Here is a 12,099-nt window from a genome sequence, read left to right as displayed (position 1 = left end):
CTTTTCCGGTCGCACCCCCGCCCTGGCTAGTTTGCGAGGACAATTCCACGATGCGTTATCTGATAGCCGCTGCGCTGCTCGCAACGGCGGTGTTGTTGGGCTGGCCGGCCGCCGCCGAGCCGCCGTCGTGCGCGAGCCTCGGCGGCAGCGTCGAGGCCGGCCAGATGTGCCGCGTGCACGCCACCGGCCCCAACTACATGCTCACCATGACGTTTCCCACCGACTACCCGGATCAACAGGCGCTGACCGACTACATCACCCAAAACCGGGACGGCTTCGTCAACGTCGCGCAGAGTTCCGGGGGGCGCGACCAGCCGTACCAGCTGGAGGCCACCACCGACCAGCACAGCGCCGGTCAGCCGCCGCACAACACCCGCAGCGTGGTGCTCAAGTTCTTCCAGGACGTCGGGGGAACGCGGTCGTCGATCTGGTACAAGGCGTTCAACTACAACCTCGGGACGAAGCAGCCCATCACCTTCGACACCCTGTTCCCGCCGGGGACGACGCCGCTGGACGCCATCTTCCCGATCGTGCAGCGCGACCTGGAACGTCAAACCCCTTTGGGCGCCGCGATTTTGCCGTCGACGGGCCATGATCCGTCGCACTATCAGAATTTCGCCATCACCGACGATCAGCTGATCTTCTACTTCGCCCCGGGCGAGATGCTGCCGGCGTTCGGGGGGCCCGCCCAGGCCCAGGTGCCGCGCAACGCGATCCCGCCGCTGGCAATCTGACCACGGCTCAGACCGGCCCGGCCCGCAATTCCATCGCCACGGCCAGCGCCGCCAGCGCCACCTGGGCGAGGCAACCGATGATCGGGACGAAGAAGGCCCTCCTCCCGCGCACCAGCAGGTACACGGCGACCACGACGTCGGCGACCAAGAGGGCGGCCCCGCCCCAGGTGCCCAGGTTCATGGCCCGGTCGATCCAGGCGGGATCGCCGCACTTCTGATAGCTGCACGGGTCGGTGCTCATCACCAGCAGGCCCAGGACCACAAAGGTCGCCCCGTAGAGGCCGCCATGGATGACCAGCAGGACGAGCGTCGCCACGATGTCGGCGGTGCTTGCGCGCCGGCCCTCCGCCGTGGTGGTCGCGGCGTCCTGCGCTGTGGGGTCGTCGATCGGCACTTAAGGAGTATGTCCCGGTCAGGCCGGCGCGAAACCGTAGACCTGGCCGTCGCTGGTGGCGGCCACCACCCGCCGGTCGGTGCCGACCGCAACCCCGAGCGGATACCCGGTGGCCGCCGGCAGCGGATAACTGTTCAGCGTGTGGCCGTCACCGGGATCGAAGACCAGCACCGACATCCCGGGGGCGCCGTTGGCGGGCGGTCCGCCGACCACCGTGTAGCCGACCCCGGCGCCCGCGAGGCTCGACGACGACAGGGGGACGGCGTCGTCGCGGCGCCACACCTGGTCGGCGTGATCGCCGGCGTCCTTGAACGCGACGAGCCGCGTGTCGGGCCCGCCACCGGACACGATCAGCCCCTGCGGGGTGATCGCCGGGGGAGTCTGCGCCAGAAATCCCAGCGGCGCCGACCACTTCACCTTCGCGTCCGCTGTGCGCAGCGCCCACAGGCGTTCGTCGCGGCCGTTGACGTAGACGGTCGACCCGTCGGCCGAGAGCACCGGGCTGGCGATGGCGCCGGCGCCCACGGCGTCGCTGGTCCACTCCTTGGTCAGCAGCGGCGTCTGCCCGGGGTGGTACTTCAGGCCCACCAGCACAGCGGCCGGTGCCCCCGGCTGCCAGACGCCGAGCACCGCCATCCCGTTGGCGGCCGAGAAGGCGGGGGCCGCCGCCACCGGGCAGCCCTGGCGCGCCGGCGCGCAGTCGGCGAGCCCGCGCGTCGCATCGGTGGGATCGATGCCGTCCACCAGATCGAGCGGGCTGCTCACCACCTGGCCGCGATGTGAGTCGAAAACCAGCACCTGCCCCAGGTGCGTGGCGACGAGTAACTCGCCGCTACCGAGGAACCGCGGCGTCGTGGGCATGCCGATGACCGGCTGGCGCCAGCGCGTCCACTGCGTCACCGGGAACGACAGGAAGGCGCCGGGCTGGCCGACGTAGAGGTTGTCGAAGCCGTCGAGCAGCGGCCCGCCGAAGCCGCCGCCCTGGAACAACCGCACACACCAGCGCTGGCGTCCGTTGTGGTTGTTCTCCCACTCCATCAGCGAACAACCCGCGGAGGTCTGGGCGTTCAGTGCCAGATAGCCCCGCCCGCTCAGCGCCGGTCCGGCGGCCAGGCTCCCCTTGACCGACCGGGTCCACTGCAACGACAGCTTGGTGGCCCCGCCGGTGGGGGTGTAGCTGCTGTTGGCGGCGTCGGCGTATTGCGCCGGCCAGCCTTGTGCGGCCGATGCGTCCACCCACGAGTCGGTGGTGCCGCAGCCGCCGACCCCGGCCACGAGCGCCGCCGCCAGCAGCGCGGATGAGCAACGCCGAAGCCCACTGACGAGGTGTCGGGCAAGCACGTCGGTTTCCAAGTCCTTCCCCAGGGCGTGCGCAGGTGCGGCGGTCGAGTACACGTGAGGGTATCGCTTGGGCTCTCGACTAGGCTTTCCGGCCATGACGAGCATGTGGGGCGCCCCGGTCCATCGCCGCTGGCGTGGATCGAACCTGCGCGACCCGCGCCAGGCCAGGTTCCTCACGCTGGCCTCGCTGAAGTGGGTGCTGCGCAACCGCGCATACACCCCGTGGTACCTGGTGCGCTACTGGCGGTTACTGAAGTTCAAGCTGGCCAACCCGCACATCATCACCCGCGGCATGGTCTTTCTCGGCAAGGGTGTGGAAATCCATGCCACGCCCGAGCTCGCGCAGCTCGAGATCGGGCGCTGGGTCCACATCGGTGACAAGAACACCATCCGCGCGCACGAGGGTTCGCTGCGGTTCGGCGACAAGGTGGTGCTGGGCCGCGACAACGTCATCAACGCCTACCTCGACATCGAGCTCGGCGATTCGGTCCTGATGGCCGACTGGTGCTACGTCTGCGATTTCGACCACCGCATGGACAACATCGACATGCCCATCAAGGACCAGGGCATCGTCAAGTCCCCGGTGCGGATCGGCCCGGACACCTGGGTGGGGGTCAAGGTGTCGGTGCTGCGGGGCACGTCGGTCGGGCGCGGTTGCGTGCTGGGATCGCATGCGGTGGTGCGCGGGGTGATTCCGGACTACTCGATCGCGGTGGGCGCGCCGGCCAAGGTGGTCAAGAACCGCCAGCTCGCCTGGGAGAGCTCGGCCGCGCAGCGTGCCGAACTCGCCGCCGCCCTGGCCGACATCGAACGGAAAAAGGCCTCCCGCTAGCTGTCCGGTTGCGGCCGGTCGTCGACCTTGAAATGGAAGTTGACGTCGCCCGCGGCGACGTTCGTGACGGTCACCAGCACACCGTATTTCTGGCCGTGGTCGGTGAGCTGACACCGAAGTGTCGCGCCCGCAACGCCTCTCAGATTGTCGGGGCAGGTCACCGAGTCCGGCTTTCTGCCCACCCGCTGGCCGAGCTGGGTGCTGATCGCGGCGGCGACCTGCTCCTTGCCGACCATCTCCACCATGTCGAACTTGACGTCGCCGCCCTCGACGCTGGTGACCGTGACGTTGACGCCGAACGGCCGGTTCTTGACCTTCATTTCGCAGGTCATCTGCGCGCCGAGGGTTGCTGGCAGGTCGTTCGGGCAGTTCACCGACTCGGGCTTGTTGCCCGCGGCGTCGGTCATCTTCGCGGAGATCTGGCCGGCGACCTCGCTCCTGCTCACCGCGTGCGACGAACCGATCGAGCAGGAACAGCCCGCGACGGCGGTGATGAGGCCGGCGGCAGCGCACGAAACCGGCAGCGCACGGATGACGGTTATTGTCGCCTCCCGAATGGCTTGACCAGCTGAATCGGCCGATCATGGCATGCCCATCGGCTACGGGTGCACGATTGGGCAAACGAGCGCCGAGATCAGATGCTCTGATAGCGCCGCAGCGCTTCGGCCCGTTCGGCGGCGTGGTCGACGATGGGCTGCGGGTAGTTGTCCGGCCGCCGGCCCCTGCGCAGGTGCGCGTCATCGGCCGAGCGCAGCTCGGGCACCCAGCGGCGGATGTAATCGCCTGTGGGGTCGAACTTTTCGCCCTGTGTCGTCGGGTTGAACACCCGGAAGTAGGGCGCGGCATCGGTGCCGCAGCCCGCACACCACTGCCAGCCGTGCTGGTTGTTCGCCATGTCCCCGTCCACGAGCTGGTCCAGAAACCATTCGGCGCCCCACTGCCACGGCAGATGAAGGTCCTTGACCAGAAACGACGCGACGCTCATCCGCACCCGGTTGTGCATGAACCCGGTTTCGCGCAGCTGCCGCATCCCGGCGTCGACGAAGGGAAAACCGGTCTCACCGGCCTTCCACGCCGCGAAGCGGCGCTCGGCCTCGGCGCCGGAGTCGGTCGGGATGCCGTCGAAATCTTTGTTCCAGTTGCGCCACGCGCTCGCGGGCCAGTGGTGCAGCACGTCGGCGTAGAAATCGCGGAAAGCCAACTCCCGCAGGTACGCCTGCGCCCCGCCGCCGCGCAGGTCCAGGTCGGCGGCCAGGGTGCGGGGGTGGACGGTGCCGAATTTCAGGTGCGCCGACATCCGGCTGGTGCCGCGCAGGTCGGGCCTGTTGCGGTCGTCGGCGTAGCTTCTCAATCCGTTGTCGAGGAAGGACTTCCACTGGGCGCGCGCCGCGGCCTCGCCGGCGGCGACATCGAGCGAGACACCGGGGTCGGGGATTTCGCAGTGCTCGACTTGCAGGCGCGCCGGATCGAGCCAGCGCGCGGAGGCGGCGCCCGATGTGGCCGGGGCCCGCCAGCCGACTTCGTGCCACTGCCGCAGAAACGGTGTGAACACCTGGTACGGGGAGCCGTCCGGCTTGGTGACGCGTCCGGGCGAGACGAGGTACGGCGAGCCGGTCGCCACCAGCGGGACCGCGCCCAGTGCGGCGCGCACCCGTTCGTCGCGGCGCGTGCCGAACGGCGCGAAGTCCTCGGAGATGTGCACCGACGTCGCGCCGATCTCCTTGGCGATGTGGGGAATCTGGGTGTCGGGCCGCCCGCGGGTGACGAGCAGCCGCCCGTCGAGGTCCGCGCGCAGCCGCCGCAGCGAGTCACCCAGGAACTGCAGCCGGCGCTGTCCCGACGAGCTTTCCAGCCGCGGATCGAGCACAAAGCAGGCGAGCACCTCGTGGGCCTCGGCCGCGGCGAGCAGCGCCGGATGGTCACGCAGCCGCAGATCGCGGCGAAACCACAACAGGGCGGGCATGATTCGGCCCCTTAACGGTTGAGCCGCCAGATGTGGGTGGACAGGACGGTCGCGAAGCCGCACCACATGGGGTAGGGCAGTAGCGCCGGCCCGCCCCGCGGGCCGGCTTGCGCGGTGCGCCTCACCAGGTCGGCGCTGCTGGCCGTCAGCGCCGCGGCACCGACCGCGGCCGCACCGAGCTTGTGGTACCGAAAGAAGAGCCAACTCCACCCGGCGTTGAGGAGCAGATTGACCACCAGGGCAGCGGCGTAGCTGCGCGCCTGGTCATGGCGCCCGGTGGCGCGAAACCGGTCGATGGCCACCGCCGACGTGACCGCGATGTCCGCGTAGAGCGTGGTCCACGCGACGGGGAAGGCGGCGCGCGGCGGCTGGTACGCGGGCTTGCGAAGCCGCGCGTACCACGGCGAGGCGGCGTTGGCGCTGGCGACGCTGCCGGCGCCGGCGGCCGCGGCGACTCCCAGGGCCGTCGCACCTAAGATCGATTTGTTCACGGCGTGCTCCGTTCGCGTTGGGCCCGATCCGCTTGTTGTTCAACGGGTTCGGCATTGGCGGGGCTGGTGGGCCACCAGATTCGGTCGCCGATGAGGGCGAACAACGCCGGGATGACCAGGGTGCGCACCACGAAGGTGTCGAGCAGGATGCCCAGGCCGACGATGATCCCCAACTGCGTCAGGACGATCAACGGCAGCACCCCGAGCACGCAGAACACGGCGGCCAAAACGATTCCCGCGCTGGTGATTACGCCTCCGGTCGCCGACACCGCGCGCACCATCCCGTCGCGCGCGCCGTGCCGTGCGGCCTCTTCGCGGGCGCGGGTGACCAGAAAGATGGTGTAGTCCACGCCGAGGGCGGCCAAGAACAGGAAGGCGAACAGCGGGGTGGTGTTGTCCAGTGCCGGAAAACCGAAGATATGGATGCTCGCCCAGCCGCCCATGCCCAACGCGGCCAGGGCACCCAGAATCGTCGCGGCCAGCAGGGTCGGCGGCGCGAGGGCGGATCGCAGCAACGCATACAGGACGACCAGGATGACGGCCAGGATCGCCGGGATCAGCAGCACGCGGTCATGCGCGGCCGCGTCCCGGACGTCGAGGGCCTGCGCGTCGGCGCCGCCCACCAGCGCGCCGGGGTCGGCGGCCCGGGTCGAATCCCGCAGTGCGGCAACGATGCCGAACGCCCGGTCGGACGACGGCGGTGCGTCGATCACCACCGACCACTTCGTCAGCCCCGTTTCCGCGCGGCCGGACTCGGTCACCGAGACGACGCCGGGCGTGGCCCCGATCGCCTGCCGCACGGGCGACGCGTGGGCGGTGGGCGCGACAACCAGTGTCGGGTTGGCCAGGCCGGCCGGGAAGTGTTCGGCCACCACGGCGTAACCGGACACCGAATCCGCGCGCACGCGGAACTGCTCGGTCTGCGACAGCCCGATCCGGGTCCCCCACAAGCCCGTGCCCAGGGCGGCCAGCACCGCGATCGCGACCACCGCAACCAGCGCGGGACGACGGGCGACCGATTCCGCGATGCGCCGCCAGGCACCGGAATCCCGGTCCTCGGCGTCGTCGGCGTGCGGGATGAACGGCCAGAACAATCGGCGGCCGCACACGGCCAGCATCGGCGGCAGGATGACCAGCACCGACACCGCGGCGACCACGAGGCCGCACGCCGCCAGCGCGCCCAGACTGCGTGTGCTCGGAGTGGCCGCGAACAGCAGCGTGAGCAGCGCCAGCACCACGGTGGCATTGCTGGCAACGATGGCCGGCCCCGCCCGGCGCACGGCGTGCCGCAGCGCGACGCGGTGCCCGGAATGGCGCCGTAGCTCTTGGCGATACCGGGAGATCAACAACAGCGCGTAATTGGTGCCCGCCCCGAACACCAGCACGCTGGTGATGCCCGAGGTGGCGCCGTCGAAGCTCAGCCCGGTCAGCGACGCCACCGCCGTACCGACCGCGGCGGCGACCCGGTCGGCGAATCCGACGACGAGCAAGGGGACCAGCCACAGCACCGGGGACCGGTACGTGGCGATCAGCAGCAGCGCCACCACCGACGTCGTCACGGCGAGCAAGGTGATGTTGGCGTTGGTGAAGGCGCTGGCGATGTCGGCGCCGAACGCCGGCCCGCCCGTGACGTGCACCTGCAGATCCGTGGGCAGGCCGCTCGCCGCGGCCGTGCGCAGCGCCGTGACCGTGCGGTCGAGGTCAAGCCCCGACAGGCCGCCGCTGATCGGCACGATGCCCAGGACGGCCTTCCCGTCGGTCGACGGCAGCGCGGGCGCCGCGCCATCCCCGCCGGGCGGCGCGGCGGCCTGGGCCCGATCGCGGGCCGCGCGTGCGGCCGAAACGTCCGAGGGGCTGAGCACCGCGCCGTCGGTCCGGCTGACCACGACAATCACCGGGGCGCGGTCGCCGCCGGTGAACTGCCGCGACAGCGCGTCCACCTCGGCCGACGCGGAGTCGTCGGGCAGCGATTTCGGTGACTGGCCCGCCGCCGCGTTCTCGCCGATGAGAACCATGAAACCGACCCCCAGCAGGGCCGCGACCAGCGCGAGCAGCCACGAACGTCGACCCGTCACAGCGGTGGCCAAGGGCTCCCATACCACGAACACAACCCTTTCAGTTAGTTAAACATTAATCAACTGAAACGACGCAGCGCCACGAAGTCGGCATGGCGCTGCGCGAAAGGGGGCACTATGAACATTATGGACGCGATGCGGAGACATTGATGGACGCGAGGCTTGCCGGCGATGACCGCTGACCGTGGCGCGATGAAGAATCGCAAGCGGCGGCACATCGACGTGTGCCTGAGCGAGCCGGTCGGTTATGCCGGGGTCAGCACCGGCCTGGACCGGTATCACCTGCCCTACAACGCGCTCACGCAGACCAGCCTGGGCGACATCGACCTGTCCACCACGTTTTTCGGTGCCAACCTGCGCTCTCCGATCCTCATCGGCGCGATGACCGGGGGCGCAGAGTTGTCCGGGACGATCAACCGCAATCTGGCGGCCGCCGCCCAACAGCTCGGCGTCGGCATGATGCTCGGCTCGCAGCGCATCATGCTCGACAGCGCGCTGGGGGAGCGCGCCGCGGACAGCTTCACGGTTCGCGACGTCGCCCCAGATGCGTTGCTGTTCGGCAACATTGGGCTATCCCAGCTGGCGAAGGCGGCCGTGCCGGACCTGGCCAAGGCCCTCGATCGGGTGGGCGCCGACGCGCTTGCCGTGCATACCAATCCGTTGCAGGAAGCGATGCAACACAACGGCGACACCGACTTCTCCGGCTCGGTGGACCGGCTGCGCGAAGCGGCCGACGCCCTCGGCTACCCCGTGTTGCTCAAGGAGGTCGGCCACGGGATCGGCGGCGCCGCGGTGGCCGAACTCCTTGGGGCCGACGGCACGCTTCCGGTTGCCGGAATCGACGTGGCGGGCGCCGGCGGCACGTCGTGGTCGCGGGTCGAACAGTTCGTGCGTTACGGCGAACTGCGCCATCCGGAGTTGGCCGACTGGGGAATCCCCACCGCGCGTGCGGTCGTGGAGGTGCGCGAGGCGCTGCCGGAGATCCCGCTGGTGGCGTCCGGTGGCATTCGAACCGGGATGGACGCGGCCAAGGCGATCGCCCTGGGGGCCGACGTCGTGGCGGTGGCCCGGCCGCTGCTGCCGGCCGCGATCGAATCCACTGCGGCGGTGGTGGATTGGCTGCAGCCGTTCATCGATGAGCTTCGGGTTTGCCTGCACGGCTGCGGTGCGGCAAACCTCGCGGCGCTGCGCGACGTCGACCTCGTCCGCGTTACGTAGCTTCGCGCGACGTGGCTGTCATCCTCGCGTACGGCTCGCCGGCACTCGGACATCTGCTGCCGGTCGGCGCCCTGCTGGCCGAACTCGCCCGGCGGGGTCACGACGTTCATGTGCGCACCATGGCGGGCGGCGTCTCGACGATGCGCTCGGTTGGCGTGCACGCCGCGCCCGTCGATCCGCGAATCGAGGCGATTGCCGGGAAGGACTGGCGGGCGCGAAACGCCTTGGAGGTCTTGACCTCGTCGGTCGACGTGCTGTGCCGGCGAGCGGTGTTCGAGGTCGACGACCTGCGTCGGGCCGTGGCCGAGGTTCGGCCGGATGCGGTCATCGTGGACGCGAATTGTTGGGGCGCCTTGTCGGCCGCAGACGCCGGGGAGATTCCGTGGTCGCTGTTTTCGCCGTTCACCCCGTACCTGCGCTCCCGGGGCGTGCCGCCGTTCGGTCCCGGGCTGCGGCCCCTGCCGGGCGTCGTCGGTGACCTGCGGGACGCCACGGTACGCCCGATCGTGAGGTACCTGTTCGACCGGCCAATGCTGCCGCGCGTCAACGCAATTCGCGTGCAGCTGGCGGTGCCACCGGTAACGTCGGTGGACGGCTTCATGCGCCGCGCGCCGCTGCTGCTGGCCGTCGGAGGCGAGCCTTTCGAGTATCGGCATCCGGGATGGCCCGATGTGTTGCACCACATCGGCGCGTGCGTATTCGAGCCGACCGAAACCGTGACAGCGGGTTGGATCGATGACCTCGACCGGCCCGTCGTGCTGGTGAACACGTCGTCGTTGCGGCAGGCCGACGAACCGCTGGGGCGAATCGCCTTGCACGCGCTGGCCGATGAGGACGTGCACGTCGTGGCGACGTTTCCGGCGGGCATACCCACCGATTTGCCGCGCCCCGACAACGCGACGGTATGCCGTTTCGTGCCGCACACCGCCGTCCTGGAGAAGGCCGCCTGCGCGATCACGCATGGCGGAATGGGGACCACACTGAAGGCTCTCGACCGGGGTGTACCGGTCTGCGTCGTTCCCTTCGCCCGCGATCAGGCCGAAGTCGCCCGGCGGGTGGAGGTCGCTCACTGCGGCACCCGGCTGAGGGCGAAAAAACTCACACCGGCGCGGCTGAGAGCGAAGGTGCGTCAGGCAATGACGATGGCGGACGGTGCGCGACGGGTGGCCGCCGGGTTCGCGGCCACCGGAGGTGTGGCCCGCGGAGCGGATCTCATCGAGCAGCGGCTGTTGGGATGCACCGTCGAGCGCCCGGTGCACTAACCGGCCCGGTGCGTCTCAGCGCACGGCGCCGCCGCGGCCTTTCGCCGGGGTGCGCTTCCCCTCGGGGGTGGCGGGCCGTTTGGGAGCCGGTGCGGTGAGCGTGGATTCGAAGGCGGACATCGCCTCGATCATCGCCGTGAAAACCCGATGAGCGGCCGCCAAGTCGCGGTCGGGAAGCTCGGCGAGGGCGGTATGCAGTTCGGCGCCCAACGGCGTGAAAAATGAGCGCGCCAGCGCCATTCCAGGTTTCTCGTAGCGCAGCAGCGTCTTGCGGCGGTCCTGCGGGTCCGGTTCGCGCCGGAGGTGCCCTGCGTCGATCATGCGGTCCACGAGATAGGTGATGGCGGCGGGCGATACGTCCATGCGCCTCCGCAATTGCGCCGCCGTCAAAGGCGTTCCGGCAGTCTCGGCGACCATGATGTGCAGCAGGGCGTGGAAGTCGGTGCCGCTGACCTCGTTTTGCCGCGCGAAGTGCCGGCCGATGCGGTCGGACTGCGCCGTGATCGCGCGCATGTCCGCCGACATCAACTTCTCGAGTTCGGCTCGGTCCATTCGCCGGTCAGCGGCGCCGCGCTTGGTCACTTACCCGCATCCTCTTGCAAGATAGGCCGACCAGCGTTTCGGGACCGCTGCGCGCGGCCCCCGGTCCGGTCGGTGGCCATCAGCCTACGGCACCCCTACCGGATCACCGTGGCTTAGCCGGTGGGTCGAGGCGGTGTCACGACTTCGCGGGGTCGTGACCCCAGTTCATCAACGAGTAGCGCCAGGGGCTCTCGTCGATGTTGCCCTGTGGACGTTGCGCCAGATGGCGCTTGGCGTACCCGACAACCTTGCGCATGTGCGCGTAGTCGGCCTCGGTGAGGTCTTTTCGCTTCGCCGTGAGTATCTCGACGATGCGGCGCCCGCTGGCATGACCGGTCGACTCGCTCTCGCCCTGCTTTTGTCCCACGGCGTTCGACTCTTCTGTGGCGAGCCACTTTTCCAGCTCACCGGCGGTCATGTTCACCGCGTCGTGGAAGCGGGCCCAGGTGGTGTCCTTGTCCTCTGTCATCGGATGACCCTCGACACGAATCAGTCCGCGCGGCGCAGCGCGTCCGGCTTGTGCACCGCATCCGCGCCCGTCTTGTCGCTGCGCACCTTGTACTGCGGCTGGTCCGCGGAGGCGCGCACCGTGCGCCCGGCGGCCTCGGTATCCGAGGTGATCTCGCCCTCGACGGTACCGCGGACCGTCGTGCCGTGGCTTTGCCACTCGACCGCGTCGCCCTTGTCGAATTCTCTGTTGCTCATAGGTTTTCACCATTCGTCGATTCGTCGTTGGGCGACGCGGTGTGGGCGGGGTGACCCGCGGTGCGCCGCTCCTCTTTCATCGCCATCTCGTAGCGGTGGCGCTGTCCGCCGGCGAGTCGCATTCGCACCAGCTGTTCGATCTCCTTGAAGCAGCGGTAGTAGCCGTCGTCGTAGTCTTCGACCACCTGAAAGCTCCAGCGCCCCGGGAGGACGTTGCGCCCGATCAGCTCGCGGCTGATGTGTTGGGCCAGACCGGCGTGCCCGAGTTCGTGCAACCGCGACACCGCCTCGTCGAGTTGGAGGTCGGCATGGCCGGTGAGTTGGTGGAAGGAGTACAGGTGTCCCCGGGCGCGCTCGATGGTTTCCAGCGCCTCGGTGACTTTTCCCACCGCCTGCGTGGCGCCCTCGCCGGTGTTGTCGAAGCTCATGGTGTTCCTTCCCCGTATTCCGCTATGGCATTCCCGCTGAGCAGGGCGCCGAATCGCGGAGACGTTTCATGTAT

Annotated in this window: 14 protein-coding genes; 4 read left to right on the top strand and 10 right to left on the bottom strand. The window is 69.4% G+C overall.

Annotated elements, in window-relative coordinates:
- The first annotated feature begins 50 nt into the window (after positions 1-50).
- Positions 51-734 (top strand): esterase, encoded by a 684-nt coding sequence (locus OCQ_RS18755; RefSeq protein ID WP_014380768.1) that lies wholly within the window; start codon positions 51-53, stop codon positions 732-734.
- Between the two features lie 7 nt (positions 735-741).
- Here OCQ_RS18755 and OCQ_RS18750 read toward each other — a convergent pair whose 3' ends face one another.
- Positions 742-1,128 carry a DUF6264 family protein gene (locus OCQ_RS18750; RefSeq protein WP_014380767.1) on the bottom strand — a complete coding sequence of 129 codons (387 nt, stop codon included), beginning with the start codon at positions 1,126-1,128 and terminating at the stop codon, positions 742-744.
- Positions 1,129-1,146: 18 nt separating this feature from the next.
- The gene (locus OCQ_RS18745; RefSeq protein ID WP_014385506.1) at positions 1,147-2,481 is read right to left on the bottom strand and encodes an outer membrane protein assembly factor BamB family protein; all 1,335 of its coding nucleotides are present in this window, start codon (positions 2,479-2,481) and stop codon (positions 1,147-1,149) included.
- Positions 2,482-2,563: 82 nt separating this feature from the next.
- Between OCQ_RS18745 and OCQ_RS18740 the strand changes: the two genes are divergently transcribed.
- Positions 2,564-3,301 (top strand): acyltransferase, encoded by a 738-nt coding sequence (locus tag OCQ_RS18740; RefSeq protein ID WP_008259129.1) that lies wholly within the window; start codon positions 2,564-2,566, stop codon positions 3,299-3,301.
- Here OCQ_RS18740 and OCQ_RS18735 read toward each other — a convergent pair.
- The 4 genes from OCQ_RS18735 to OCQ_RS18720 all read right to left on the bottom strand — a co-directional run bounded on the left by OCQ_RS18735 (position 3,298) and on the right by OCQ_RS18720 (position 7,857).
- Complete coding sequence (locus tag OCQ_RS18735; protein ID WP_036459391.1) at positions 3,298-3,843, bottom strand: anti-apoptotic protein; 546 nt, start codon at positions 3,841-3,843, stop codon at positions 3,298-3,300. The genes OCQ_RS18740 and OCQ_RS18735 overlap by 4 nt on opposite strands.
- A 92-nt stretch (positions 3,844-3,935) precedes the next feature.
- The gene (locus OCQ_RS18730) at positions 3,936-5,264 is read right to left on the bottom strand and encodes a cryptochrome/photolyase family protein (RefSeq protein ID WP_014385504.1); all 1,329 of its coding nucleotides are present in this window, start codon (positions 5,262-5,264) and stop codon (positions 3,936-3,938) included.
- An 11-nt stretch (positions 5,265-5,275) separates the two neighbouring features.
- Positions 5,276-5,755: a TspO/MBR family protein gene (locus tag OCQ_RS18725; RefSeq protein WP_008259124.1), complete on the bottom strand. Its 480-nt coding sequence runs from the start codon at positions 5,753-5,755 to the stop codon at positions 5,276-5,278.
- Positions 5,752-7,857 (bottom strand): MMPL family transporter, encoded by a 2,106-nt coding sequence (locus OCQ_RS18720; RefSeq protein ID WP_369751693.1) that lies wholly within the window; start codon positions 7,855-7,857, stop codon positions 5,752-5,754. Before OCQ_RS18720 ends, OCQ_RS18725 begins: the two co-directional genes overlap by 4 nt.
- 144 nt (positions 7,858-8,001) lie before the next feature.
- Between OCQ_RS18720 and fni the strand changes: the two genes are divergently transcribed.
- Both fni and OCQ_RS18710 read left to right on the top strand, forming a co-directional pair.
- Positions 8,002-9,048, top strand: a complete 1,047-nt coding sequence (gene fni, locus OCQ_RS18715; protein ID WP_008259122.1) for a type 2 isopentenyl-diphosphate Delta-isomerase — start codon at positions 8,002-8,004, stop codon at positions 9,046-9,048.
- An 11-nt stretch (positions 9,049-9,059) separates the two neighbouring features.
- Complete coding sequence (locus tag OCQ_RS18710) at positions 9,060-10,310, top strand: glycosyltransferase (RefSeq protein ID WP_008259121.1); 1,251 nt, start codon at positions 9,060-9,062, stop codon at positions 10,308-10,310.
- Positions 10,311-10,325: 15 nt separating this feature from the next.
- On the opposite strand, the gene OCQ_RS18705 is transcribed toward OCQ_RS18710, so the two are convergent.
- The 4 genes from OCQ_RS18705 to OCQ_RS18690 all read right to left on the bottom strand — a co-directional run bounded on the left by OCQ_RS18705 (position 10,326) and on the right by OCQ_RS18690 (position 12,025).
- Positions 10,326-10,892 carry a MarR family winged helix-turn-helix transcriptional regulator gene (locus OCQ_RS18705; protein ID WP_008259120.1) on the bottom strand — a complete coding sequence of 189 codons (567 nt, stop codon included), beginning with the start codon at positions 10,890-10,892 and terminating at the stop codon, positions 10,326-10,328.
- Positions 10,893-11,028: 136 nt separating this feature from the next.
- The gene (locus OCQ_RS18700; protein ID WP_009955826.1) at positions 11,029-11,361 is read right to left on the bottom strand and encodes a DUF3140 domain-containing protein; all 333 of its coding nucleotides are present in this window, start codon (positions 11,359-11,361) and stop codon (positions 11,029-11,031) included.
- Positions 11,362-11,381: 20 nt separating this feature from the next.
- On the bottom strand, positions 11,382-11,597 hold the full coding sequence (locus OCQ_RS18695; protein WP_008259118.1) for a hypervirulence associated TUDOR domain-containing protein: 216 nt from the start codon (positions 11,595-11,597) through the stop codon (positions 11,382-11,384).
- A complete protein-coding gene (locus tag OCQ_RS18690; RefSeq protein ID WP_008259117.1) occupies positions 11,594-12,025 on the bottom strand; it encodes a hypothetical protein in 432 nt (143 codons plus the stop codon). Before OCQ_RS18690 ends, OCQ_RS18695 begins: the two co-directional genes overlap by 4 nt.
- Between the last annotated feature and the right edge of the window lie 74 nt (positions 12,026-12,099).

Source organism: Mycobacterium paraintracellulare, assembly GCF_000276825.1.
GTDB lineage: Bacteria > Actinomycetota > Actinomycetes > Mycobacteriales > Mycobacteriaceae > Mycobacterium > Mycobacterium intracellulare.
This window is presented reverse-complemented; position numbering and strand designations above follow the sequence as displayed.